The sequence below is a fragment of the Cohnella algarum genome, from assembly GCF_016937515.1.
GTDB classification, from domain to species: domain Bacteria; phylum Bacillota; class Bacilli; order Paenibacillales; family Paenibacillaceae; genus Cohnella; species Cohnella algarum.
Map to the genome: position 1 here is coordinate 1691376 of NZ_JAFHKM010000002.1, position 26370 is coordinate 1717745.

Consider the following 26370-nt stretch of genomic DNA (forward strand, 5'->3'; position numbering starts at 1 on the left):
GCTAAATCTCCTCTCCCTGTGGTCTATGAGAGTATCGCATAGACGCTAGAAGCCAGGGAGGGCGCATATTTTGTGGGATCAGGAGGGCAACTTGCCGTCCAGGCGATTTTTAAAGCAATTTTGGAGGCGATTTTCGTTTGCCTTGCTCCTTGGCGGTGGATGCTGAAGGGATTTATAAGCGTGATGCTACAGGTAACCTCGCATTTAGAAACGTCCAATAGCCCCGTCTGGATGCGCCAGCGGGGATGAATCGGGGTAACAGTTTGTCCAGCCAATCCAATGTATCCATTGGCGTTGGGTTCATCATGGTGGGGTAAAGGTGGAGCATATCCGTGTCGTCCCCCTGGGCTACGAGTTTCCCAGCAACCCATAGTGCTGCATCCGCTGCGCGGCGCAGATGTCTTGCCCACCAGCGTTTCAACGTACGGCGGCTATAACGCACGGCAGGAGTTGTTGTGCTTTCTGTCGTCTGCCGCCAAGAGAATCCCTTGTGCTTGCGCTTTAATGCCGCTTCTCGCACCCAAGTCGCATACCGGGCCCATGGAATCAGGAACTCCGGCAGGAGGGAGATTGTTATTCTACAGGTAGGACAATATCGACGGTAGATCGGGATCTGGATGACCTCATGCTTCGTCACAATTCCTCGCCAATAACGACCGTGTTTATGGAGAAGCCGACCGCAGTTTTCACAGCAGAGCTGGACGTCAGGAGATTGATTTCCGAATGTGCGTAAATAAGCCTTGCAAGAAAGGCCGAAATAAAGTATTTTTGACATGATGAAGTGAATGCTCCCGGGGATCCTCGCCAAAGGTTCGGGAGCATTTTCCTTTTTAATCGACAATAGCCTAATCCACCGTCATTGTACAGAAGGGATTAGGCTATTGTCGGCTGTTTATTCGGTTTGGCTCCGCCACACCGAATGGCGAATTCATGCCTTTTTCCCGCCATAAAGTCAGGCGGCGAACAACCAGAGACACGCCTAATGGCATCGGCTATATACAGATTACATTGTATATTACATCGGGTGTTCATACAGAAAACCCGTTAAAAATTCAGAGTTCAAGTACTTTTATCTCGTACGTGAATCAAAATGGGCGAGAAATAAAAAAACAGCCCCTGCCGGGACCGTCGTTCGATGTTCGATATTCAGGTGGCGGAGAGGGTGGGATTCGAACCCACGCACGCCTTGCGACGCCTAGTTGATTTCGAGTCAACCCCCTTGGGCCTCTTGGGTACCTCTCCGCAACAGGAGTTATCATATCATAATTTCGCTGGACATGCAACTATGAATTCTCCTGCCCGCTGTCCGTCTCCTGCTTGCCGGCAGACCGCAACACTTTCTTCATGCTCTTCTCGAACTTCGCCCGAGGCAGCAAAATGCTATGCTTGCATTTCACGCATTTGATGCGGATGTCCATCCCCATCCGGATGATTTCCATTTCGTTGGCCCCGCACGGATGCTGCTTTTTCATCTGGACGATATCGCCGAGCTCGAATTCTTTTTTATCCATCGTCATCCCACCACCCGTTCATTGGCCTCGCGGGAAACATAGCGCGGGTTGCCCGCGTTTTCGAACGCTTTCTTGATTTCGGCGTTGAGCCGTCGGGAAACCGCAGCTTGCGTGTTCGGCTTGCAGACAGCGGTCATTCTCAGCACGACATCGCTTGCGCTTATTGTCTGGATGCCAAGCAGCTCGGGCGTGCCGACGACGTTGGCATCCTCGAACCGCTGCAGCACGCCGCGGACCGTTTCCATCGCTTCTTCCACCGAGTCGGTGGCGGCGACCGAGACGTCGACGACCGCAAGCGATTCGTTGACGGAATAGTTGGTCACGTCCACGATCGAACCGTTCGGGATAATATGAATTTCCCCCGTCCAGTTGCGGATTTTCGTCGAGCGAAGCCCGATCATTTCGACCGTGCCCTTGAACTTACCCGTTTCGATGACATCCCCGACCGAGAAATGATCCTCGAAAATGATGAAAAAACCGGTGATGACGTCCTTCACGAGACTTTGCGCGCCGAAGCCGATCGCAAGGCCCACGACGCCCGCGCCGGCGAGCAAGGGCCCGAGACTGATGTTGAATTCGCCCAGAATAAGGAGAATGACGATGAAGTTGATGACGTAGCCGGCCGTGTTTTTCAGCAGCTTGCCCACGGTCTGGAAGCGGCGCGTGCGGACTTTGATCCGTTTCGGCGAACGCACGTTGGTGAACTGGTCGATCATTCGGTTGACGATTATGCGGACGATTCGGCTTATAATCAAAATGGCGACAATCCGCAGCAGCACCGTGAGCGCCGCCATCCACATCGCGGTATCGTTCAGCGTATTCCAGATGCTATCCATAAACTCTTGCCATAGGCCGATATCGGCATTCCCGGCAAGCGTCCATCCCCAATGACTGCTCCCCTTCAAGGCTTCTCCTCCTCCTCTTACATGTCGATCTGTTCGTACCCCCCCGAACCAAGGGGCCGGAACATTCCCCGAATTTCAACCTTTTCGCCGATCAGCACCGTCCGCGCCTGCTCCAGCTCTGCCTCGGGAAACTCGATCGACAACGCGCACCCGGCCGTGATTTCCTTCGGCGTCGGGCGAATATCGATATTGATTTCGGCGTATTCCAGCAGCATTTCCGCCCGCAGCGCTTGCTGCGTCGAATCGAAAGCGATCAGAAGCGAATCCATCCGTGAGCCTCCTTCTCCTGGACGCCCGCAAAAGCCCGTCCCAATTGAGTATAAAAGCGTTATTCCGTCCATATACTAGTAACAACCTATGGGAGGAGGCGAAGCAGACGAATGAACGGCGCTTGGGAGAAACGGCAGCAATCATCCGGCGAATCGGCTGCGCTCTCTTTAAAAATTCATTACAACGAACCTGCCGTCCATCATCGATTGACCGAACGTTTGAGAACTCAACTGGAGTCCCTGCAGCCGGACAGGCCTATCGCCGTCGTCTGCGTAGGCACGGACCGCTCCACGGGCGATTCTCTCGGCCCGCTTGTCGGCAGCCTGCTCTCTCGGGAGACGAACCCGCAATTCGACCTGTACGGAACGTTGGACGAACCCGTCCACGCCATGAACCTGAACGACACGCTTGCGAAAATAATGCGGACGCCGCGCCAGCCGTTTGTCATTGCCGTCGACGCTTGTCTCGGACAAGTCTCCAGCGTCGGCTGCATTCAGCTGGGCATCGGTCCCGTCCGTCCCGGCGCTGGCGTCAACAAGGACCTTCCGCCCGTCGGGGACGTTCATCTGACCGGCATCGTCAACGTCGGAGGCTTTATGGAATATTTCGTCCTGCAAAACACGCGCCTGAATTTGGTGATGAAGATGTCGGACATCATCGCCCAAAGCATCCTTCTCGCCATCCGGACGGCGAGATCGGCTCCTATTCCTTTTGCAGCGCCTGATTGATCGCGGTCTTTTCCTCGGGGGTCAGCATGTAAGCCGACTGGCCTTTGTCGAGCGGCTTGGCGTACAAAAACGCCTGTTCCCGGCTGTGAATGCCGGTAATGACGACCCCGTCCTGCTGGTCGTTCACGATCGCGACGGAAAAGCTGAGGTCGCTGCCCGTATCCGCAAACGCGTTGAAACGATGAACGCCGATCCGTCCTTTCAGCGCGGTCAGGCGTTTATCCTGTTTATTCTGGCGCGCTTCAAGCTCGTCTTGGCGCGCGCTCGTTTCGCCGAGTTTTCGATGCAGCGACTCCATCACCTCTTCCAGCTTCGGCACGCCGGTTTCTCCGACGAGCTGGCGATGGGACTTTTTCAGTTTGCGAACTTTGACACCCAATACGATCAATCCGATCAACGCCGCGGCAACCATCAGGCCTTCCAATGCAACGATCGCCAACCAAACTTCCTCTTCAAGCCCGAACATGCCTTCTCCCCCATGCCCATTCAATCGATATTAGTTATGTTTTACCCCGTGCGCCCGACAGTTCGCGCACCGCTTCGATCAACGACGCGATTTCCGATTCGGTCGTAAAATATCCGGGACTGGCTCGCACCGCTCCCGTCTCCGTCGTCCCCGCGCTCTCGTGGCCGAGCGGCGTGCAGTGATAGCCAGCTCGGACGGCGATGCCGAATTCGCGGTCGAGCCGAAACGCGATTTCGGAAGGATCGGCCCCTTCCGTCAGAAACGAGACGATCGCGGTGCGTTCCTCCGCGATGCCGGGTCCGAGCAGCTTGACGCCCGGAATCGCCTCCAGCCCTTCCATCAGTCGTCTCGTCAACGCAAGCTCTCGCTCGTGAATCCGCCGCGGCGTTTGTTCCAGGATGAACTTGACTCCTGCCGCAAGCCCGGCGATCCCCACCGTATTCGGAGTGCCCGCCTCATACCGGTCCGGCCGAACCGCCGGCTGCTCCGGCGCTTCGGATTTGCTGCCCGTTCCGCCGTGCATGAGCGGCTCCAGATCGAGATCGGGGTGAATATACAGTCCCCCGTCCCCTGCGGCCCCAGCAGCCCCTTATGGCCGGGAAAAGCCAGCATGTCGATCCCCATCGCCTCGACGTCGAGATCGAGCACGCCGGCGCTCTGCGCCGCGTCCACGAGCAGCTTGACGCCAAGCTTTCTGGCGATTTCGCCGATCTCGCCGACCGGGGCGATCGTGCCGAGCAGATTCGAACTATGCCCGAGCGCGATAAGCCGCGTTTCCGGCCGGATCGCCTCCCGGACTTTTCGCGGGTCGAGGCGGCCCTGCGCATCGGTTCCTACGTAAGTAACGTTTAAGCCAAGCTTCCGTTTCATCGCTTCCAGCGGCCTGCGTACGGAATTGTGCTCGACGCTGGTCGTCACGACATGATCGCCCGCCCGAAGCCATCCGGCAAGCGCCATGTTGAGCGCATGCGTCGTATTGAGCGCGAACGCGATATCGTTCGGATTGCCGACGCGAAACAGCTTGGCCAGCGCCTTGCGGCCCTCGAACAGCACCCGGCTCGCCTGCACCGCCATGCGGTGGCCTCCGCGCCCCGGATTCGCGGCCGCTTCCCGCATACAGCGTTCCATCGCTTCCATGACCTGCGGCGGCTTCGGCCAAGTCGTGGCCGCGTTATCCATGTATATGATTGCTTTATCCATCGTATCCATCAGTATTCCCCTTCATCGTCATCCTGACGCAAGGATAGCATACCTCAGTTTAATCTTTTGGTAAAAAGATTACAACTTGGGTATGCCATCCGATTGTCATTATGCCAACGCCTGAAGAATTTCCAAAATCCGTTCCAGATCGTTTTTGCTGAAATACGTCAATTCAATGCGGCCTTTATCTTTGCTTGCCTTGATTCGCACGGTCGTCTTGAACTTTTCTCGAAGCATCGCTTCCATCTCGTCGATGTAGGGATCGCGTTTTTTCGCTTTCGGTTTTTCCTTCCCTTTCGCTTTGACGTCGAGTTGTTGGACCGCATCCTCCAGCTCCCGCACGCTCCAGGAATTCGCCACCGCCTGCTTGGACAGCTCGATTACTTTTTTATTTTCTTTGACCCCGGCGAGCGCTCTCGCGTGTCCCATGCTCAATGTTCCACGTGAAACATGTTCCTTGATTTCGTCCGGCAGCGCCAGCAATCTCAAAAAGTTGGCGATATGCGAACGGGACTTCCCGACCTTGAGCGACAGCTCCTCCTGGGTTAACGAAAACTGATCCATAATCGCCTGATAGGCGACCGCGACCTCGATCGCGTTCAAATCTTCCCGCTGCACGTTTTCGATCAAGGCGATTTCCATCACCTGCTGATCGCTGTACGTGCGCACGACCGCCGGAATCGTCGGATTGCCCAGCAGCTGCGATGCCCGGAACCGCCGCTCGCCGGCGATGATTTCGTAACCGCGCAGCGCCGCCCGTACGACGATCGGCTGAATGACGCCGTGCTCGCGAATCGATTCCGCCAGTTCCTTTATCGCGTTCTCGTCGAACGTTTTCCGAGGCTGATACGGATTCGCCCGCAATTGCGCGAGAGGAATCTCTATGATTTTATCGTCTTCATTGATCGACAACGAATTGAATAAGGCGTCAATTCCCTTACCTAGCCGCTTGCTCATACGTAATCACTTCCTTCGCCAGTTCGAGGTATACCTCAGCGCCTTTGGATTTAGGATCGTATGTGATGATGGATTGACCATGCGAAGGGGCTTCGCTCAGTCGAACGTTTCGAGGGATGACCGTCTGGTACACCTTTTGTTGAAAATACTTTTTGACTTCTTCGATGACCTGAATGCCCAAATTCGTCCGCGCGTCGAACATCGTGCACAGAACGCCTTCGATTTGCAGCGACGTGTTCAAATGTTTCTGCACGATCCGGATCGTGTTCAGCAGTTGGCTCAATCCTTCGAGGGCGTAATACTCGCACTGAATCGGAATGAGCACGGAATCGGCGGCCGTAAGCGAGTTGATCGTCAGAAGGCCGAGCGAAGGCGGACAATCGATTAAAATGTAATCGTAGTCGTTGCGCACCGTCGCCAACGCTTTCTTCAAACGAACCTCCCGCGAAATCGTCGGCACAAGCTCCACTTCCGCTCCGGCCAATTGAATCGTGGCGGGAATCAGCTTCAAATTCGGAAGCCCCGTCTCGACGATCGTTTGGCTCGGATGGACATCGTTGATCAGGATGTCGTAGATGCAATATTCGACATCCGCCTTGTTAATTCCGACACCGCTCGTCGTATTCCCTTGGGGATCGATGTCGACAATGAGCACCTTGCGGCCCAATGTTGACAAGCAGGCCCCCAAATTGACCGATGTCGTGGTTTTGCCGACGCCGCCTTTTTGATTGGCTATGGCAATAATTTTAGACAAACTCATTCACCTCAATATAAACTGCTCTTGCATAATGCGGAAAAGAAGAACATGCGGCCCGTATTCGGCACCGCATGTGCAAGTGTCCCAGGAGTTTATCCGCCTTGCGGCGCCGCTTCGATGCCGAAACAACCGGCAATGCCGGACGTCGGACAATCGTTACCGCTTCGGAATATGGATGACGATCTCAATATGGTCTTCGCAGTCGCGTTCGCTCGATTTGATCGGGATTCCCGAACCGGTAACCATGTCGACCGATTGGCGAATCGTATTCAGCGCAAGACGCACGTCCTTCGTGAAGGAAACCCGCTTGGATTTCGGCTTCTTGTTCGCCTCCAGCAGGAAGGCGATTCTCGTTTCCGTCTGCTTGACGTTCCATTCTTTGTCGATGATGTCTTGCAGAACTTTATTTTGCAGTTCCTCATCGGGCAAAGCCAGCATGGCGCGAGCATGCCGCTCGGTAATCTTCCGTTCGAGCAGCGCGGTCTTTACGGTTTCCCCCAACTGAAGCAGCCGAATTTTGTTCGCGATGGTGGATTGACTCTTCCCGAGTCGCTGCGCAAGGCTTTCCTGCGTCAATTGATGGAGATCCATCAATTTCTGATAAGCGACCGCTTCCTCGATGGCCGTCAACCCTTCGCGTTGAAGGTTTTCGATCAATGCCATCGATGCCGCTTGCGAATCGTTAATTTCGCGTACGATTGCCGGAATGTTATCCATTCCGAGCTTGGTCACGGCACGCCAACGACGCTCGCCGGCAATCAGCTCATATTTGCCGTTGCGAAGACGGACGACGACCGGTTGAATGACACCAAGCGTTTTGATCGTTTGACAGAGTTCGTCGATTCGTTCGTCGTCAAATACCGATCGGGGCTGATACGGACTCGGAACGATATCCGCAACAGGGATTTGCTTCACTTCTTCCTGATTGCTCCGATCCGACAGCCCGAAAATACGCGACAACGGTTCTCTCATATTCCTTTTACCACCACGTTCATATTATATAGGAGATTCTAAACCAGCGAAACACAAACGAGCCTAAACTGCTTTTGGAAAATAACGTCTTCTTGCGATTTCCGGCTTGACTTCACAAAAACGCCGCTGCATATTGACGAAAAAGCGCCGCATTTCCACGCCTTTACAGCGCATATGCGGCACGTCGCTTTTCTCCGTATGTATTTAATTCGCTATCGAAAGCCATTCTCCTGCTTTTGAAAAAACTTTCATAGCTTTGACAAGAAAAAAATGTTCCACGTGAAACACGTTCGGCGCGAACGCCGTCATGTTCCACGTGAAACATTCGATCAAATGCGGATGCCCCCGGACAACAATGGGGTTTTGAGCGGTATGCCCGCTTTTCGCGGATATGCCTTTGGCGTCGAATCCTTTTTGCTCATGACGATCAAATGACGCTCGGACTTTTCGATCGGCAGCTCCAGCCGCTTCGTCCATTCGATTTCGGCATTCAATTTCCCCGCGCTGAATTTGCTTTCCTCCAGCTCTTCGGCGATATCCGAACCCTTCATGGCGATAAACCTGCCTCCGGGTTTCGCAAAAGGAAGACAAAGTTCGTTGAGTCCGGCAAGGCGGGCCACCGCTCGCGCCGTCACGATGTCGTGTCGGTCCCGTTGTTCGGGAAGCCGGGCCACATCCTCCGCCCGACCGTGCAGACAGGCAACATCCTCCAATCCGAGCGAAGCGACGACTTCCTCCAAAAAACGAATGCGCTTGGCCAGCGAATCGACGATCGTGACCCGAAGCGCCGGGAACGCGATTTTCAGCGGGATCGACGGAAAGCCGGCTCCCGAACCGATATCCGCAAGAGAAGCCGGTCCGGAAAGATCGGCGACGGTCGCCGGCGTTAACGAATCGTAAAAATGCTTTTCGTAAACGGCTGCTCTTTCCGTGATGCCGGTCAAATTCATTTTTTCGTTCCACTCGACAAGAAGCCGGTAATACGTTTCGAACTGATCCAACTGCCGAGCCCCGAGCTCGATGCCGAGGCCGGCGGCCTCGTTTTTCAGCCAGGTTTGGAGCTCATCCATGCTGCACCCGCGCTGCCGTCACCCGGTTGTAATGCTCCAGATGCACGAGCAGAATCGATAGGTCGGACGGCGTGACGCCCGAAATCCGCGATGCCTGGCCGAGCGAGATCGGTCGGATTTTATCGAGCTTTTGCCGGGCTTCCGTCGCGAGCCCGTGAATAACGCTGTAGTCGATATCGTCCGGAATCCGCTTTTTCTCCATTTTGGCCAATCGTTCGACTTGCTGAAGCTGCTTTTCGATATATCCGGTATACTTCGTTTGGATTTCGACTTGTTCCTTCATATCGTCGGTCAATTCGAACGGCGACGGCGACAAAGCTTCCAAGTGCGCGTACGTCACTTCCGGACGGCGCAGCAGCGTCAACCCGTCGACCGAATTGACGATCGGCGCCGAACCTGTCGAAGCGAGCATCGCCTGCACGCGTTCGTCGGGACGGAATTTCGTTTCCTTCAATCGTCCGATTTCCGCTTCCACGGTGTTTTTCTTGTGCAGGAATTTTTGATAGCGTTGTTCGGAAATCAAGCCGATTTCGTAGCCGAGCGGCGTCAGCCGCAAATCCGCGTTGTCGTGGCGAAGAAGCAGCCGATATTCCGCCCGCGAAGTAAGCAGACGATACGGCTCGTTCGTTCCCTTCGTCACCAGGTCGTCGATCATGACGCCGATATAGCCCTGCGAACGATCGATAATGACCGGATCGAGGCCTTTCGCTTTCCGCGCCGCGTTGATCCCGGCCATAATTCCTTGTCCGGCCGCTTCCTCGTACCCCGACGTTCCGTTGATTTGGCCGGCGGTGAACAGGTTCGGGACCTGCTTCGTTTCCAGCGAAGGCCAAAGCTGCGTCGGCACGACCGCGTCGTATTCGATCGCATAGCCGGTGCGCATCATTTCGACCTTTTCCAATCCCGGAATGGAACGCAAAATGCGCAGCTGCACGTCCTCCGGCATGCTCGTCGAAAGGCCTTGCACATAGTATTCCTTCGTATTGCGGCCTTCCGGCTCCAGGAAAATCTGATGCTTCGGCTTGTCGGCGAAGCGAACGATTTTGTCCTCGATCGAAGGGCAGTAGCGCGGTCCGGTGCCCTCGATCGCACCCGAGAACATCGGGGCCCGGTGCAGGTTATCGTTAATGATCTTGTGCGTTTCTTCCGACGTGTACGTCAGCCAGCACGGCAGCTGCTCGTTCGCCCGCTCTTCGTACTCGGTTTCGAACGAGAAATATTTCGGCTGCGCGTCGCCGGGCTGAATTTCCGTTTTCGAAAAATCGATCGTATCCTGGTGAACGCGCGGCGGGGTCCCCGTTTTGAAGCGAACGAGCTCAAGGCCCAGGTCCTTCAGCGATTGCGACAGCTTGACCGAAGGCTGTTGATTGTTCGGACCGCTCTCGTACATCAGCTCGCCGATGATGACTTTCCCGCGCAAGTACGTCCCGGTCGTCAGTACGACCGTTTTCGCGCGATATTCGGCCCCCGTTTTCGTCACGACGCCGCGGCAAACGCCGTCTTCGACGATCAGTTCCTCGACCATGCCTTGGCGAAGCGTCAGCTTCTCCTGCTTTTCGATCGTTTCTTTCATCATATGCTGGTACAAAAATTTATCGGCTTGCGCCCGAAGCGCATGCACGGCCGGACCTTTGCCCGTGTTCAGCATGCGCATTTGAATAAACGTCTTGTCGATATTGCGGCCCATCTCGCCGCCGAGCGCGTCGATTTCGCGGACGACGTGGCCTTTGGCCGGGCCGCCGATCGACGGGTTGCATGGCATAAACGCCACCATATCCAAATTGATCGTCAGCAGCAGCGTTTCGCATCCCATCCGGGCCGCGGCCAGCGCTGCTTCGACGCCCGCATGGCCGGCGCCGACGACCAATACTTCGTATTGTCCTGCTTCGTAACTCATTTTCGTCCCTCCTTATAGCTAACCCATTATATCATTTGCCCAAGCAAAATTTAGAGAAAATTTGATCCAGCAGCGACTCTCCGACGGAATCGCCGACAATTTCGCCCAGCGTCTCCCACGCCGAGGAAAGATCGATTTGAATCAAATCGATCGGCACGCCGCTCTCCGCTCCCTCCATCGCATCCCGAAGCGACGATACGGCCTGGTGAAACAGCGCGATATGGCGCGCATTGCTCACGTACGTCATATCCTCCGTCTCGACTCCGCCGCCCAAGAACAGGCCGGAAACGGCTGCTTCCAAGTTTTCCAGTCCAGTTCCTTCCTTCGCTGACAAATAAATCAATCGTTCCTTCGGGAACCTCTTCTCCACCTCTTCGATCTCCAGCTTGCGCTCGAGGTCGATTTTGTTGATAACGGCGATGGCGGGGCGATCTTGCAGTTCGTCCAGAAGGCGGAGCTCCTCTTCGTTAAGCGGTTCGTTCATATTCAAAACGAGCAGGATCAGATCCGCTTCGTTCAAAGCTCCGCGCGAGCGTTCCACGCCGATCTTCTCCACCACGTCGCTCGTTTCCCGAATGCCCGCGGTATCGAGCAACCGCAGCGGAATGCCGGCGAGCGATACCGACTCTTCTATAATATCGCGCGTCGTCCCGGGAATGTCGGTCACGATCGCCTTGTTTTCCCGAGCGAGCGCATTTAATAAGGAAGACTTGCCCGCGTTCGGCCGGCCGACGATCGCCGTCACGATCCCTTCCCGCAAAATCTTGCCTTCGTTTGCGGATTTCAATAAACGCTCGACTTCTTCCAGCACTTCGGCGCATCGCTCTTTGATCATTCCGGCCGTCACTTCGGCTACATCGTGCTCCGGATAATCGATGTTCACCTCGACGTGGGCCAACAGCTCGATCAGTTTGTTCCTGAGCGGAGCGATCCGCTGCGACAGCAGCCCTTCCGATTGCCGCTTCGCTACCTGGAACGCCCGCTCCGACTTCGAGCGGATCAGATCGATGACCGCTTCCGCCTGCGCCAGATCGATGCGGCCGTTCAGGAACGCCCGTTTCGTAAATTCGCCCGGCTCCGCCAGGCGCACTCCGCTGCGAAGCACGAGCGCAAGTACCGCCTGAACCGCGACGATGCCGCCGTGGGTGCTGATTTCCACCACGTCTTCGGCCGTGAACGACCGCGGCCCCTTCATCACCGACACCAGCACTTCGTCGATTTTGCCGCCGCTGGCCGGATCGACGATATGGCCATAATGAATCGTATGCGAATCCGCCTCGCGCAAATCGATTCTCGATCGGAACAGGGAGGCGATTTTCGTTATCGCTTCGGGACCGCTCACCCGGATGACGGCAACGCTGCTCTCTCCCATCGCGGTGGCGATCGCCGCAATCGTATCTTCGGTCATGCTGCATCCCTCCAATATCGGTTCGCTTCCTTAATGCAAGTAAAACGGCTGCGCCAGCTTGCCCAGGCGCACCCGTTTCCAGAAAAAACGCAATGTCCCGCAACTCGTTGCGGTTTCCATTGCGCAGCTGCATCGATTATTTCAAAGCGATGACGACGCTTCGATTCGGTTCATCGCCTTTGCTGTACGTCTTCACCAGCGGATGGGATTGCAGACGGGCGTGAATCACTTTGCGCTCCTGCGAGGACATCGGTTCGAGCACGACTTCTTTCCGCGTTTTGACGACTTTATCCGCCATTCTCTCCGACAGCGACTCCAACGTCGTCTGACGGCGTTCGCGAAAATTTTCGGCATCGAGCACGATCCGCAAATGCCGGTCCGAATGCCGGTTCGCCACGATGTTCATCAAAAACTGAAGCGAATCCAGCGTCTGGCCGCGCCGTCCGATCAGCATGCCGAGGTCCGAGCCCGTCAAATTGATCCGCACGCCGTCGCGGTCGTCCGACCGCTCCGCTCTTACGTTCACGTTCATGGCTTCGGTCACTTCGCCGAGAAAGCGCATCGCTTCTTCCACGCCGTCGGGAATCAGCTCGAGCTCCACTTTCGCATCCTTGGCTCCGAACAGACCGAATAACCCCTTGCTAGGTTGCTCCAGGACCGCGACTTTTACCCGATCCTGGCCGACACCGAGCTCATTTAGACCGTTTTTTAGTGCTTCTTCCACCGTTTTTCCTGACGCCACCAGCTTTTTCATGAGCTTTGGCCTCCTTGCCAGAAGTCGCTTCCGGTTTCGGGGAACGTCCGCGTCCGTACATAAAGTAGTTTTGGATGATCGTATAGATGTTGCTGTAAATCCAGTAAAGCGGCAAAGCGACCGGGAACGAGAGCGCCATGACGAAGATCATGATCGGGAATACGAACATGAGCACCTTCATCGGTCCCATTTGCTGCTGCGGCTGAAGAGCGATCATCATCCACGATTGGACGAACGTCGTCAGCGCGGCGACGACCGGGATCAAATAATAGTACCAGGTTCCGGACTGCGACGGGGACAACCCGAGCTCAAGTCCGATAAACGTATGGGTCCGAATCGCGCTGTTCATGAAAATCGAGTTATAAAGCGCGATGAAGATCGGCATCTGGATGAGAAGCGGAAAACAGCCGGCCAGCGGGTTGACCTGATTTTCCTGGTAAAGCTTCATCATCTCTTCCTGCATTTTCTGCGGGTTGTCCTTATGCTTCTCCCGCAGCTTCATGATTTCCGGCTGCAGCTTCTGCATCGCCTTCGAACTCTTGTACTGTTTGATCGAAAGCGGCAATATAAGCGTCCGCACGATAATGGTCAGCAGTAAAATGGATAACCCGTAAGACCCCTGGAACCAATCCGCGAACGTGTCCAGCATAAGCGAAAACCAGTAAACGACGTTTCGCTGCCACCATCCGCCCTCCAGCATATCTTCGGTCGTCGTCGTCGCCGTATTGGTAGGCGCGCATCCGGACAACACCAGAATCGCCGTCAGCAGCAAGCCGCCGGCAATCCACCATTTGCGATTTCGCAGCAACACCAAAAACTCCTCTCGAGCATGTGCGTAAGCAAGCTTGGCTTGTCCAAGCAGAAACGCCGGAAAATATCGATACGATTCGATTGAGTTAAAACGATTCCATCTTCCAATATACCATAAGACTAAAGGCAAAGAAAAGCGCGCGGCTGACCGTTTTTCGACTTGGGGGACACGCCTCCGGCCCCTCTCCCTTTAGGCGATTTCTCGGGAGGAACGGAACCTTTCGTCAAACCCGCTTTTCGCAGCACGTGCAGGATGCTTTTTTCCATTTCCCAATAAGAGAGAGAAAGCGCCGGTTTGCGAACGATAAGGATGAGGTCGTGGCCTTCGTTCAACTTGTGCGCATTGCGCCGAACGATTTCCTTGATCATTCTGCGAAGCCGGTTGCGAACGACCGCGCCCCCCAGCTTGCCGCTGGCGGAAATGCCCAGGCGGAATTGCTCCGTCTCCGGGAACTTGCGCCAGTAGACGACAAACTGCGAGTTGGCAAACGATCGTCCGTGCCGGTATATTCGGTTGAAATCCTCCCTGTTCCGCAGCCGCAGTTTTCTTTGCATCCTTCAACGCTCCATTGCCCGTCATTCTTTTTCTCGCGAAAGCATCCTCATCCAGTATCGTCCGGATATAAAGAAAAAAGACCACCTCACGTGGTCTTTATCGATTAAGCGGACAGCACTTTCCGTCCCTTTTGACGGCGAGCTTTCAGAACTTTACGTCCGTTCTTCGTGCTCATGCGCTTGCGGAAACCGTGAACTTTCTTCCGCTTGCTTACATTCGGTTTAAATGTCGGACCCACCGTTCAATACCCCCTAACTTGAAAACTCAGGTCTTTCTATTAAAGCACAGCGCCTTCGGATTGTCAAACCAAAAAAACGGCGCCAAGTTATCCCTATCTCTATATAGAAAGAACGCGTTAATCGAAAATAATTATGCACATGTGAATAAAAGAAACGAAAAAGACGGTCTTTGCGACTGTTTGTCGAATTATCTCACAATTTATCAACAATATCTTGTGTTGTGCACAGAATTCATCCACAAGTTATTGAATTTGTGGATAACGTCCGCAAATTCGTTGAATTCCGCGGGTTGATCTGCTATGATTAGTTCGATATTTTTCCGTGGATAACCGAATTTAACCTCAAAATTATCAACAGATTGTGTATAACATTGTGAACAACATCCCCTTCTTATGGACATCTATATAAAGAATTCAGGGAATTTTGTGGATAACTTGTCGATCTCGCCTTTTTTTCGACATTTCCTCTCCCTCGTCCGCCTGTTGGGTTAAAGGAGTGACTTCATGTGGACAACCGAAGCAGCGAGATCTGGCAGCAAGTATTGTCGGTCATTCAAACCAAGCTGAGCAAACCTAGCTACGATACGTGGTTCAAGGCAACGAAAGCGACGTTCCTGGACGAAGGCACCGTTATCGTTACCGCTCCTACGACGTTCGCGGTCGAATGGCTGGAAACCCGCTATACGAAGCTGGTCGTCTCGACGCTTTCCGAATACTTGGGAACTCCCGTGGAAGTGAGATTCGCCATCGAGGAGAACCGACCGACCGAGCCGCCGGCTCCGTTTCTTCAAGCTCCCGTAGTCAAACCTGCGGTTGCCGAAGAGAACGTCTCGATGCTGAATCCGAAATATTTGTTCGACACGTTCGTCATCGGGGCGGGCAACCGGTTCGCGCACGCCGCTTCGCTCGCCGTCGCCGAAGCGCCGGCGAAAGCGTACAATCCGCTGTTCCTTTACGGGGGCGTGGGCTTGGGCAAAACGCATCTGATGCATGCGATCGGGCACTATATTTTGGAACACAATCCTCATATGAAGGTTCTGTACCTGTCGTCCGAGAAGTTCACGAACGAATTCATCAACGCGATCCGCGACAACCGCGGAGAAAGCTTCCGCAACAAGTACCGGAGCATCGACGTGCTGCTGATCGACGACATCCAGTTTCTCGCGGGCAAGGACGGGACGCAGGAGGAATTTTTCCATACGTTTAACGCACTGCATGAAGAACATAAGCAAATCGTCATCTCCAGCGACCGGACGCCCAAAGAAATTCCGACGCTCGAAGAGCGGCTTCGCTCCAGGTTCGAATGGGGATTGATCACCGACATCCAGCCGCCGGATCTCGAGACGCGCATCGCCATCCTCCGGAAGAAGGCGAAAGCCGAAAACCTCGACATTCCGAACGAAGCGATGGTCTATATCGCCAACATGATCGATTCAAACATTCGCGAGCTGGAAGGCGCGCTCATCCGCATCGTCGCATACTCGTCCCTGACCAATCAGGACGTCACGACGCATTTGGCCGCGGAAGCGCTCAAAGACATTTTGCCCAACGGACGCAACCGGATGATCACGATCCAGGATATTCAGCAGCGGGTAGGCGAATTTTACGGGCTCAAGCTGGAGGATTTCAAAGCGCGAAAACGGACGAAAGCCGTCGCGTTTCCCCGTCAGATCGCCATGTATTTGTCGCGGGAGCTGACGGACTACTCCTTGCCGAAAATCGGCGAAGCGTTCGGCGGGCGGGACCATACGACCGTCATCCATGCCCACGAGAAAATAACCGGACAACTGAAAGTCGACCCGGAGCTTTACAAAATCGTGCAGAACCTGACGGAGAAAATCAAAAACCTGTCCTGATTCGGCAACAAGAACCAAAAAACGCAGTGGAAAAACCGGAAGCCTGTACACAAAGCATACACATGTGGATAGGCTCCGTTTTCGCGTTTTTTCGACTTATCCACATATTCACGCCGCCTACTACTACGGCCTTAATGATTTTATAAAACAGCTACTTTAAAACTGAACGACGAGGTGCGCCCATGAAACTGACCATATCACGCCACGAATTGAACGAAGCGGTGCAGCAGACAGTCAAAGCCGTCTCGTCCCGCACGACGATTCCGATTCTGAGCGGCATTAAAATCGACGCCAACGAGCGGGGAATCACCCTTACCGCCAGTGACACCGATATTTCGATCCAAAGTTACATCCCGGCCGAAACTCCGGAAAAAAGCGTAGCCGTCATCTCCAAAAGCGGCAGCGTCGTGCTTCCCGCCAAGTTTTTTTCCGAAATCGTCCGCAAGCTTCCGCATGAGGAAGTCAATATCGACGTCGGAGACCGGTTCCAGACGGTCATCCATTCCGGAACGAGCGAAATTCAAATCGTCGGCATGGATCCGGAGGAATTCCCGGTTCTTCCAAATCTGGAAGAAGACAAAGTGTTCAGCGTTCCCGGCGATCTGCTTCGATCAATGATTCGCCAGACCGTGTTTGCCGTCACGACGAACGAATCGACGCCCGTGCTGACCGGCGTGCTGTGGAGCCTTCAGGACGGAGTTTTCAAATTTCTCGCGACCGACCGTCACCGGCTGGCGACGGCTTCCATCCAGGTCGAAACCGATTCGGACATCCGCTTCGCCAATGTCGTCATTTCCGGGAAGACGCTGGGCGAATTGTCCAAAATCATTCCCGACCAGATCACGCTGGTCGACATCGTTGTCGCCGAAAGCCAGGTGCAGTTCAAACTCGGAAATGTGTTATTCTATTCCCGGATGCTGGACGGGACGTTTCCGGACACTACAAAGATTATTCCGACCAGCTACAAAACAGAACTCGTTCTGCCGACGCGGGTGCTCAGCGACGCGCTCGACCGGGCCTATTTGCTGTCGCGGGAGGAAAAAACGAACATCGTTCGCCTGTCGACGACGGAAAACGGCGGCGTCGAAATTTCGTCCAGCTCCTCCGAGCTCGGACGGATGCAGGAGCAGCTGGAAACGACCGAATTGACCGGGGATCCGGTGCGCATCGCGTTCAACTCGAAATATATGCTCGACGTGCTCAAAGTAACGGACAGCGAGCAGCTTTTTATCGGCTTTACGGGATCGATGAGCCCGATCATCATCAAACCGCGGGAACACGATAACGCCTTGCATCTTATTCTTCCGTACCGGACCACGAATTGAGGCGGCGAACATGAAAGAAATTTCGATTCGGACCGAATACATTACGCTCGGACAGCTGCTGAAGCTGGGCGATTGCGTCGGAACGGGCGGAGAAGTCAAATGGTTCGTCAAGGAGACGCCCATCCGGGTCAACGGAGAAGCGGAAAACCGCAGGGGACGCAAGCTCGTTCCGGGCGATAAAGTCGAGGTGGAAGGCTTCGGCACGTTCGTCGTGAGGTCCATTTGAGTTGAGGCGGAATCGCGCGGGTTGCGTCGTCTCCCGGATTCCGAGGAAAGGAAACAAGGCATGCAATTGAATCGGCTCACTTTGCAGGGCTACCGGAATTACGAGCGGCTTTCGCTGAATACGAGCGCGGGCGTGAACATTTTAGTGGGGCCGAACGCCCAAGGGAAAACGAATTTGCTCGAAGCGATCCACGTGCTGGCGCTGACCAAATCCCACCGCACGTCCAAGGACAAGGAACTGATCGGCTGGAACCAGCCGTTCGCGCGCATCCGCGCGGAGCTGACCCGCAAATACGGGGACATCTCGATGGAACTGCAGCTGTCCCCGCAAGGAAAGCGAGCGAAAGTGAACGAGCTCGAGCAGCGCAAGCTGAGCGGGTTCGTCGGCACGATCAACGTCGTGCTGTTCGCGCCGGAGGATCTCGATATCGTCAAGGGAGCGCCGGGAGTGCGCCGCCGATTCATGGACATGGAAATCGGCCAGGTGCATCCCGGCTATTTGTACGATCTGCAGCAATATCAGAAGATCATGCAGCAGCGGAACAACTACCTGAAATCGACCGATCTCGCCCGCGCTTCGCAAGCGATGCTCGACGTCTGGAACGAGCAGCTCGCGGCCTCAGGTGTTAAAATGATGCAAAAAAGGAAAACCTTTATTCATAAGCTTCAAGGATGGGCCGAGAAGATCCATCGCGGAATTACGGGCGGAGGCGAACTCCTGACGGTGGAATACCGGCCGTCGTTCGGGGGCTCGGAAGACGGCGCTTCGCAAGATGAAGCTTACTTATTCGAGCAATTTATGTTAAAGTTAACACAAGGCAAAGAACAGGAATTCCGCCGCGGCATGACGCTTGCAGGACCTCATCGGGACGACCTGGCTTTTTTCATTAACGGCAAGGACGTTCAATCGTTCGGGTCGCAAGGGCAGCAGCGGACGGCGGCCTTGTCGCTCAAGCTGGCCGAACTGGAGCTGATGCGGGAGGAGATCGGGGAATATCCGCTCCTCCTGCTCGACGACGTTCTGTCGGAATTGGACCAACAGCGGCAAACTCACCTGATCGAGACGTTTCAGAGCCGGGTGCAAACGTTCATTACGACGACCGGCCTGGAAAGCGTGAATATGAACCGGCTCCATGACGCGGCCGTCTACGAAGTCCGCAACGGGGAGATCGTGAGCTGAAACGAACTTTGCAACGGGAGGCGCGGCATGTACATCCATCTCGGCGGAGAGAAGATTATCCGTACGTCGCAGCTTGTGGCCATTTTCGATATTTCCATCGAGCAGTCTTCCAAGTTGTCTAGGCAATTCGTAACGAACGCCCGCAAAAACCGCGAGGTGGAGACGATCGGGGAAGAAGAGCCGAAATCGATCGTCGTTACGGAAGAGAAAGTCTATTATTCGCCTATTTCATCGTCAACGTTGAAAAAAAGGGCTCATCTATTACTCGATTTATAGCGGGGAGACTGCGGCGCATAGGCGCCGTTTCGCCTGTCGGTGCCATAATCGCGTTTACGAAAGAAGGCGGTGGAGGGTTTGTCCGTGAATACGCAACAGAATACGTATGACGAAAGTCAGATTCAGGTCTTGGAAGGTTTGGAAGCCGTCCGCAAGCGTCCGGGCATGTACATCGGCTCGACGAGCGGCAAAGGGCTGCACCATCTCGTGTGGGAAGTCGTCGACAACAGCATCGACGAGGCGCTCGCCGGCTATTGCAGCCGGATCGATATCATCGTACACGAAGACAACAGCATCACGGTTATCGATAACGGCCGGGGCATTCCGGTAGGCGAACATCCGAAACTGAAAAAGTCGACGCTCGAAGTCGTCATGACCGTTTTGCATGCCGGCGGGAAATTCGGCGGCGAAGGGTACAAAGTATCCGGCGGCTTGCACGGCGTCGGGGTTTCGGTCGTCAACGCCTTGTCCGAGCATGTGACCGTTCAAGTCAAACGCGACGGCCACGTCTACAAGCAGGAATATCGCCGCGGGGCGCCGCAATACGACGTGGTCATCGCGGGCGATACCGACGAGACCGGGACGCAAACCCGTTTCAAACCGGATCCGGAAATTTTCACGGAAACGACCGAATACGACTACGATACGTTGGTTGGACGGATTCGCGAACTGGCGTTCCTGAACAAGGGAATCGAGCTCAACATCAAGGACGAAAGAACGGGCAAAAGCGATACCTTCAAGTACGACGGAGGCATCAAGGAGTTCGTCCTCTATTTGAACCGGACCCGGGAAGCGCTGCACGAGCAGCCGATTTACGTCGAAGGCAGCAAGGATTACATCCAATGCGAAATCGCGATGCAGTACAACGACGGATACACGGAAAATATTTATTCGTTCGCGAATAACATCAATACGCACGAGGGCGGGACGCACGAATCCGGCTTCAAGAGCGCTCTTACCCGCATTATCAACGACTATGCGCGCAAATCGGGCATGGTCAAGGAGAGCGAAGGGAACTTGACCGGCGACGACGTGCGGGAGGGACTCACCGCGATCATCTCCGTCAAAATTCCGGACCCGCAGTTCGAAGGCCAAACGAAGACAAAGCTTGGCAACAGCGAAGTGCGCGGCATCGTGGAATCGCTGTTCGCGGACAAGCTGCTGGAGTTCATGAACGAAAATCCGTCGATCGCGCGGAAAGTCGTCGAAAAATCGCTCCAGGCGTCGCGCGCCCGCGAGGCCGCGCGCAAGGCGCGCGAGCTGACCCGGCGCAAAAGCGCGCTCGAGGTCAGCAGCCTGCCCGGCAAGCTGGCGGATTGTTCGTCCAAGGACGCGTCGATCAGCGAGCTGTATATCGTCGAAGGCGACTCCGCGGGCGGCTCGGCCAAATCCGGCCGGGATCGGAATTTCCAGGCGATCCTGCCGCTGCGGGGCAAAATTTTGAACGTCGAAAAGGCGCGGCTGGACCGCATTCTTTCCAACATGGAAATTCGCGCGATCATTACGGCGCTCGGAACGGGCATCGCCGAAGACTTCGACATTGCGAAGGCGCGGTATCACAAGATCATCATCATGACCGACGCCGACGTCGACGGAGCGCACATCCGCACGCTATTGCTGACCTTCTTCTACCGCTACATGCGGGAGCTGATCGAGGCGGGCTATGTCTATATCGCGCAGCCGCCGCTGTTCAAGATCGAGCGGAACAAAGTCGTTCGCTACGCGCAAAACGAAGCCGAGCGCGACCGGATTATCGCCGAGTTCGGCGAAGGCGCCAAGGTGAACGTCCAACGGTACAAAGGTCTCGGCGAAATGAACGCGGATCAGCTGTGGGACACGACGATGGACCCCGAAACCCGAACGATGCTGCAAGTCCGCATCGAGGAAGCGATGAAGGCCGACGAGCTGTTCGACATGCTGATGGGCGACAACGTCGAGCCGCGCCGGGAATTCATCCAGCAGTACGGCAATCTGGTGAAAGATCTCGATATTTAATCCGCCGCGATTTCAGGGTTGTTCACCCGCCATTGCACCGTACCCGAGCAGGCCGTTTTAAGCTCGGCGTTGCGGCAACGGCGGGTGTTTGATTTCAACTGCCGCTGCGGTTGCGCCGAAAGCGCCCGTAAGCGTTGGCATAGCGATAAATGCGGCGGAAAATCGCCGAATTCGGCAGCTTCCGGAAAATATACGGATCAGGCAAGGTGTTGACCTCGAGAATCCACGGTTTCAGATTCCGGTCGACGGCGATATCGATGCCGATTTCCTTGATTCCGGGAAAGCTGCGTTCGAGCGTGACGGCGATTTTTTTGCCCAGCCCTTTCAGTTTGTCCTGAAAAGCGTTTAATTTTTCGCCGCTGCCAAGATAGCCGCCCATCAGCTTTTCGAACGGGTAAAGCGTTCCGCCGCTGTGATAGTTGGTCACGATTTTGCGGGGATGGGCAAGGCGGCCGATAATGCCGGTCGCTTCCCATTCCTTCGCCGGGTTGATCTGGACCATCACGCGCAAATCGAACCGGCGCTTATTGAACTTTAGCAGCTCGATGCCCTGTTGGGAGATGTAGCGCCTGCGAAGCTTGACGCGAAGAAGCTTCGCATACATTCCTTCGAACGTGCGGAAGCGGTATTTTCGCTCGCCGGATTGCAGGGAATAAGGGAGCAGCAGATCCGGGTTTCGTTCCAAGCGGATAACGCCCTTGCCGAAAGTGCCGTTCACCGGTTTCACGTAAATCATGCCGTATTTGTGCAGCATGTCATGGACCGTATTCCGGTTGAATTCGCGGGTTTCGGGGATGGAGTCTTTCAATTCGGGGTTAGCCAGCAGCGCAACGGTTTTGGCCCGTTTACTTTGAACGCGGCGGATCGGCATCGGGCTTCATCCAACCTTTCCCGTAGACATTATGCTATAATAAATTCATTCATCCTTTTTACTTTATGACGATTGTACGGTTGGTGTTCGTTGGTAACAAAGAAGGAGGATCCACATGTCGGAAGAGCAACGCTCCCAAGTTCGGGACCGCGATATCGGTCTTGAAATGCGGGAATCGTTTTTGAGTTATGCCATGAGCACGATCGTATCCCGCGCCCTGCCCGACGTTCGGGACGGTTTGAAGCCCGTGCACCGGCGCATTTTGTACGGAATGTCGGAAATGGGCGTTACGCCGGACAAGCCGTTCAAGAAGTCGGCCCGGGTCGTCGGCGACGTCATGGGGAAATACCATCCGCACGGCGACTCGGCGCTTTACGAAGCGATGGTCCGGATGGCGCAAGATTTCTCCATGCGGTATATGCTGGTCGAAGGCCAGGGGAATTTCGGTTCCGTCGACGGCGACGCCGCGGCCGCCATGCGGTACACGGAATCGCGCCTGTCGAAGATCGCGATGGAAATGCTGCGCGACATCAACAAGGAAACCGTCAACTTCGTTCCGAACTACGACGGCGAGGAAGTGGAGCCCGAAGTGCTTCCGGCGCGGATTCCGAACCTTCTGGTCAACGGTACGACGGGGATTGCCGTCGGGATGGCCACGAACATTCCTCCGCACAATCTGACCGAAGTGATCGAGGGGGTCCAGGCGCTTATCCATAATCCGGATCTGACGGCTCTGGATTTGATGGAATATATCAAGGGACCCGATTTCCCGACATCCGGCATTATTTTGGGCCGGGAAGGGATCCGTTCGGCATACGCGACGGGAAGGGGTTCCATTACGATCCGCGCGCGGGCGGTCATCGAGGAGACGAACGGCAAGGCCCGGATTATCGTCACCGAAATTCCGTACCAGGTCAACAAGGCGCGCCTCGTCGAGAAGATCGCCGAACTCGTCCGCGAGAAGAGGATTGACGGGATTACCGATTTGCGCGACGAATCGGACCGTACCGGGATGCGGATCGTCATCGAGCTCCGCCGGGACGTCAATCCGAGCGTCGTGCTGAACAATCTCTATAAGCACACGTCCATGCAGTCGTCGTTCGGCATCAATATGCTCGCGATCGTGAACAAAGAGCCGAAAGTGCTGAACCTGCGCGAGGTGTTGGGCTACTATCTGAAGCACCAGATCGAAGTCATTCGCAGGCGGACCGAGTACGACCTCAAAAAGGCGGAAGCCCGCGCGCATATTCTCGAAGGTTTGCGCATCGCGCTCGACCATCTCGACGAAGTCATCGCCTTGATCCGCTCTTCCCGTTCCGACGAGGAGGCCCGCAACGGGCTGATCGAGCGCTTTGGGCTGTCGTTCGACCAGGCCCAAGCGATTCTCGACATGCGTCTGCGCCGGCTGACCGGCTTGGAACGCGAGAAGATCGAAGAGGAATACAACGAATTGCTGCAAAAAATCGCCGAATACAAGGCCATTCTCGGAGACGAGCAGCTGGTGCTGGGCATCATTCACGACGAGCTGGAAGAAATCAAGCTCAAATTCGGCGACGAGCGCCGCACGGAAATTACGGCCAGCGACAACGAAATCCTCGACGAGGACTTGATTCCGCGCGACGAAGTGGTTATCACGATGACCCATACCGGGTACATCAAGCGTTTGCCGGTTTCCACGTACCGCAGCCAGAAGCGTGGCGGAAGAGGCGTCGTCGGGATGGATACGAAGGACGACGATTTCATCGAGCATCTGTTCGTATCCAACACGCACCACTACTTGCTGTTCTTTACGAACCGCGGACGGGTGTTCCGGCTTAAAGCGTACGAAATCCCGGATTTGAGCCGAACCGCCCGGGGGACGCCGGTCATTAACCTCATTCAGATCGAGCAGGGCGAGACGATCAACTTCGTCATTCCGGTCGAGTCGATGGAACCGAACCGCTACCTGTTCTTCGCCACCCGGAACGGGATCGTGAAGAAGACGCCGCTGGACGATTACGCCAACATCCGCAAAGTCGGGCTGATTGCCATTTCCTTGCGCGAAGACGACGATCTGATCGGCGTCAAGCTCACCGACGGCAAACAGGAAATCGTCATGGGCACGGCGCAGGGCATGTCCATACGCTTCTCCGAGCAGGACGTCCGCGCCATGGGTCGCTCGGCTACCGGGGTCAAAGGCATCCAGCTCGACGAGAACGACAGCGTCATCGACATGGATGTCGTCGATCCGGAGCGGGACGTGCTGATCGTGACGGCCAAAGGCTACGGCAAACGGACGCCGATGACCGAATACCGTACGCAGACGCGCGGCGGGAAAGGGATCAAGACGCTGAACGTCACGGACAAGAACGGCTCGATCGTCAGCCTGAAGGTCGTCCAGGACGATGAGGATTTAATGATTATCACCACCAACGGAACGTTGATTCGGATGAGCATGTCCGGCATCAACACGATGGGACGCATCACGCAGGGCGTCAAGCTCATCAACGTGAAGGAAGACGAGTCGGTCGCTACCGTCGCCCGTGCGCCAAGCAGCGCGGACGACGAAGAAAACGCGCAAGAAGCAAGCGAAGACAGCGAGTAATCCAGCGAATTGTTCAGGGGGAAGCGTCATGCCGGTATTGCCCGTGGCGCAGGTGCAGGAAGGCGACTGCCTGACCTCGGACGTGATCACGTCTTTGGGCAGCTTATTGCTGCCCGAAGGCCGGATTTTGTCCGATCGCGATTTGGAGATATTGCAGGCTTTTCTAATACCGAACGTAGAGGTTCGCCGCAACGGTTTGATCGAAACGACGGAGAAATCCGAAGAGAACGTTCCGGAGAGCGAAGTTCAGCCGCTTCAGCAGAAATTTCTGGAGATGGAAAAGCTGCTGAAGCATTCGTTCGACAGGACGGGGCCGGGAGATAAGCTGCCGGTACTGGAACTTCGGAAATCCCTCCTTGAGCTCATCGATCGCATCGAAGAGTACAACGTATTGACGTTCGTTCCCGTTCAGGATGGAAGTCCTGTCGAACGATGGATTCGCAACAGCGTTCTATGCGCCCTGACTTCGTACAAGCTCGCCAAATGGTGCAAGCTGCCGGAAAAGGACTGGACGCAAATCGCGCTTGCCGGGCTGCTGCACGATATCGGGAACGTCCGGATCGACCCGGCGATTTTTCATAAGCCGACCCGGTTGACGCCTGCGGAAATTCAGGAGATGCGGCAGCACACGGTGTACGGATTCCGCCTTCTCGAGGGCGTTCCTTCCTTGAGCCAAGGGGTAGCCCTGGCCGCGCTGCAGCATCATGAGCGATTGGACGGCAGCGGGTACCCGATGAAGCTTTCCGGGGACAAAATCCACCAATACGCCAAAATCGTGGCGATCGCGGACATGTATCATGCGATGACGACCACGCGCAATGAACGGAAAGGCCAGTCGCCCTATTTGGTGCTGGAGGAGCTTCAGTCCGAGTCGTTCGGCAAGCTGGATCCGTTGTTCGTGCGTACGTTCATCGACCGGGCAACTCATTTTCACAACGGGATGCTGGTTCAGCTTAACGATAACCGCGTAGGCGAAATCGTATTTACCGACGTCCAAAATCCGACGCGGCCGATGATCTCGATCTATGGGGAAATCGTGAATTTAAGCAAGCAGCGGGATCTGTACATTTGCGCGATCTATTCCGCCTGACCGGCTAACTGCCGGACGAAGCGCGAAACCGGAGCGAAGACCGATGGCGGTCGGGCTCCGGTTTTCGTTTATTATTTCGATATCTCGCGCAATATATTGATCTTGAACGGCGCGAACCCACCATCCTCCGAAAGCGATCCGTTGCCAAGGCGGAAGATCGTCCGTTCAAGGCAGAGAAAACGGAAAGCGGCGGGCCATTTGCATGGGGAAATCTGTCAGTTAAAAAAAGCGAAAAAAACAGTTGCATAGGCGATTCAAACGTGATATATTATTTAAGTCGCCGCTGAACGGGCGACGCGAAAGCGAAGGCCTTCGGGCTAACGCGATTGCTCCTTGAAAACTGAACATCGAGCGTAATTGGAAACAAGTCGAATGCAGGCTTTGAGCCTGTGCGAGACAAACCAGCAATAACTTTTTGAGCCTAAGGGCTCTTCAATAAAGTAGTTGGACATTTTGACTCTCAGGATTT

The 26370-nt window shown here is 55.2% G+C and carries 24 protein-coding genes, 1 tRNA gene and 2 pseudogenes; 9 read left to right on the forward strand and 18 right to left on the reverse strand.

What is annotated here, in order from left to right:
• Positions 1–172: 172 nt before the first annotated feature.
• From JW799_RS29990 to JW799_RS07615, 5 genes are all read right to left on the reverse strand, one after another.
• Positions 173–775: a DUF6431 domain-containing protein gene (locus JW799_RS29990; protein ID WP_420830679.1), complete on the reverse strand. Its 603-nt coding sequence runs from the start codon at positions 773–775 to the stop codon at positions 173–175.
• A 376-nt stretch (positions 776–1151) separates the two neighbouring features.
• Positions 1152–1242, reverse strand: a tRNA-Ser gene (locus JW799_RS07600).
• Between the two features lie 41 nt (positions 1243–1283).
• Positions 1284–1511, reverse strand: coding sequence for a DUF951 domain-containing protein (locus JW799_RS07605; protein ID WP_080832429.1), 228 nt, complete (start codon positions 1509–1511; stop codon positions 1284–1286).
• A gap of 2 nt (positions 1512–1513) precedes the next feature.
• A complete protein-coding gene (locus tag JW799_RS07610) occupies positions 1514–2416 on the reverse strand; it encodes a mechanosensitive ion channel family protein (protein WP_139787066.1) in 903 nt (300 codons plus the stop codon).
• Between the two features lie 17 nt (positions 2417–2433).
• A complete protein-coding gene (locus JW799_RS07615) occupies positions 2434–2685 on the reverse strand; it encodes a putative Se/S carrier protein (RefSeq protein ID WP_080832430.1) in 252 nt (83 codons plus the stop codon).
• Between the two features lie 111 nt (positions 2686–2796).
• Here JW799_RS07615 and yyaC point away from each other — a divergent pair, with 111 nt between their 5' ends.
• Complete coding sequence (gene yyaC, locus JW799_RS07620; RefSeq protein WP_080832431.1) at positions 2797–3414, forward strand: spore protease YyaC; 618 nt, start codon at positions 2797–2799, stop codon at positions 3412–3414.
• Here yyaC and JW799_RS07625 read toward each other — a convergent pair.
• The 12 genes and pseudogenes from JW799_RS07625 to rpmH all read right to left on the reverse strand — a co-directional run bounded on the left by JW799_RS07625 (position 3389) and on the right by rpmH (position 14499).
• Entirely contained in the window at positions 3389–3853 is a 465-nt protein-coding gene (locus tag JW799_RS07625) for a DUF4446 family protein (protein WP_205429318.1), read from the reverse strand. The two genes, yyaC and JW799_RS07625, sit on opposite strands and share 26 nt — an antisense overlap.
• Before the next feature lie 61 nt (positions 3854–3914).
• Positions 3915–5080, reverse strand: a pseudogene (locus JW799_RS07630) (aminotransferase class V-fold PLP-dependent enzyme).
• 108 nt (positions 5081–5188) lie between these two features.
• Entirely contained in the window at positions 5189–6037 is an 849-nt protein-coding gene (locus JW799_RS07635; RefSeq protein ID WP_080832433.1) for a ParB/RepB/Spo0J family partition protein, read from the reverse strand.
• Positions 6018–6791, reverse strand: a complete 774-nt coding sequence (locus JW799_RS07640; RefSeq protein ID WP_080832434.1) for a ParA family protein — start codon at positions 6789–6791, stop codon at positions 6018–6020. Before JW799_RS07640 ends, JW799_RS07635 begins: the two co-directional genes overlap by 20 nt.
• Before the next feature lie 159 nt (positions 6792–6950).
• Positions 6951–7766, reverse strand: coding sequence for a nucleoid occlusion protein (gene noc, locus JW799_RS07645; protein WP_080832435.1), 816 nt, complete (start codon positions 7764–7766; stop codon positions 6951–6953).
• A gap of 329 nt (positions 7767–8095) precedes the next feature.
• Positions 8096–8836 (reverse strand): 16S rRNA (guanine(527)-N(7))-methyltransferase RsmG, encoded by a 741-nt coding sequence (rsmG, locus tag JW799_RS07650; RefSeq protein ID WP_080832436.1) that lies wholly within the window; start codon positions 8834–8836, stop codon positions 8096–8098.
• Positions 8829–10733 (reverse strand): tRNA uridine-5-carboxymethylaminomethyl(34) synthesis enzyme MnmG, encoded by a 1905-nt coding sequence (mnmG, locus tag JW799_RS07655; protein WP_205429319.1) that lies wholly within the window; start codon positions 10731–10733, stop codon positions 8829–8831. The genes rsmG and mnmG overlap by 8 nt, the downstream gene beginning before the upstream one ends.
• Before the next feature lie 31 nt (positions 10734–10764).
• Positions 10765–12141: a tRNA uridine-5-carboxymethylaminomethyl(34) synthesis GTPase MnmE gene (mnmE, locus tag JW799_RS07660; protein ID WP_080832438.1), complete on the reverse strand. Its 1377-nt coding sequence runs from the start codon at positions 12139–12141 to the stop codon at positions 10765–10767.
• Between the two features lie 136 nt (positions 12142–12277).
• Positions 12278–12895, reverse strand: coding sequence for an RNA-binding cell elongation regulator Jag/EloR (gene jag, locus JW799_RS07665; RefSeq protein ID WP_205429320.1), 618 nt, complete (start codon positions 12893–12895; stop codon positions 12278–12280).
• Complete coding sequence (locus JW799_RS07670; protein WP_080832440.1) at positions 12834–13703, reverse strand: YidC/Oxa1 family membrane protein insertase; 870 nt, start codon at positions 13701–13703, stop codon at positions 12834–12836. The genes jag and JW799_RS07670 overlap by 62 nt, the downstream gene beginning before the upstream one ends.
• A gap of 215 nt (positions 13704–13918) precedes the next feature.
• A pseudogene (gene rnpA / locus JW799_RS07675) lies at positions 13919–14260 on the reverse strand (ribonuclease P protein component); the annotation flags it as partial.
• A 104-nt stretch (positions 14261–14364) separates the two neighbouring features.
• Positions 14365–14499, reverse strand: a complete 135-nt coding sequence (gene rpmH, locus JW799_RS07680; RefSeq protein WP_019004989.1) for a 50S ribosomal protein L34 — start codon at positions 14497–14499, stop codon at positions 14365–14367.
• A gap of 506 nt (positions 14500–15005) precedes the next feature.
• Here rpmH and dnaA point away from each other — a divergent pair.
• The 6 genes from dnaA to gyrB all read left to right on the forward strand — a co-directional run bounded on the left by dnaA (position 15006) and on the right by gyrB (position 21356).
• Positions 15006–16355 carry a chromosomal replication initiator protein DnaA gene (gene dnaA, locus JW799_RS07685; RefSeq protein WP_080832442.1) on the forward strand — a complete coding sequence of 450 codons (1350 nt, stop codon included), beginning with the start codon at positions 15006–15008 and terminating at the stop codon, positions 16353–16355.
• Positions 16356–16537: 182 nt separating this feature from the next.
• Positions 16538–17680: a DNA polymerase III subunit beta gene (gene dnaN, locus JW799_RS07690; protein WP_080832443.1), complete on the forward strand. Its 1143-nt coding sequence runs from the start codon at positions 16538–16540 to the stop codon at positions 17678–17680.
• Between the two features lie 10 nt (positions 17681–17690).
• Complete coding sequence (gene yaaA / locus JW799_RS07695) at positions 17691–17906, forward strand: S4 domain-containing protein YaaA (protein WP_080832444.1); 216 nt, start codon at positions 17691–17693, stop codon at positions 17904–17906.
• Positions 17907–17966: 60 nt separating this feature from the next.
• Complete coding sequence (gene recF / locus JW799_RS07700; protein WP_080832445.1) at positions 17967–19085, forward strand: DNA replication/repair protein RecF; 1119 nt, start codon at positions 17967–17969, stop codon at positions 19083–19085.
• 27 nt (positions 19086–19112) lie between these two features.
• Positions 19113–19361, forward strand: a complete 249-nt coding sequence (gene remB, locus JW799_RS07705; RefSeq protein ID WP_080832446.1) for an extracellular matrix regulator RemB — start codon at positions 19113–19115, stop codon at positions 19359–19361.
• Positions 19362–19445: 84 nt separating this feature from the next.
• On the forward strand, positions 19446–21356 hold the full coding sequence (gene gyrB, locus JW799_RS07710; RefSeq protein ID WP_080832447.1) for a DNA topoisomerase (ATP-hydrolyzing) subunit B: 1911 nt from the start codon (positions 19446–19448) through the stop codon (positions 21354–21356).
• Positions 21357–21450: 94 nt separating this feature from the next.
• Here gyrB and JW799_RS07715 read toward each other — a convergent pair whose 3' ends face one another.
• Positions 21451–22227 carry a YheC/YheD family protein gene (locus JW799_RS07715; RefSeq protein WP_080832448.1) on the reverse strand — a complete coding sequence of 259 codons (777 nt, stop codon included), beginning with the start codon at positions 22225–22227 and terminating at the stop codon, positions 21451–21453.
• 115 nt (positions 22228–22342) lie between these two features.
• Between JW799_RS07715 and gyrA the strand changes: the two genes are divergently transcribed.
• Positions 22343–24811, forward strand: a complete 2469-nt coding sequence (gene gyrA / locus JW799_RS07720; protein WP_205429321.1) for a DNA gyrase subunit A — start codon at positions 22343–22345, stop codon at positions 24809–24811.
• A gap of 28 nt (positions 24812–24839) precedes the next feature.
• Complete coding sequence (locus JW799_RS07725) at positions 24840–25901, forward strand: HD-GYP domain-containing protein (RefSeq protein ID WP_205429322.1); 1062 nt, start codon at positions 24840–24842, stop codon at positions 25899–25901.
• Positions 25902–26370: the final 469 nt, after the last annotated feature.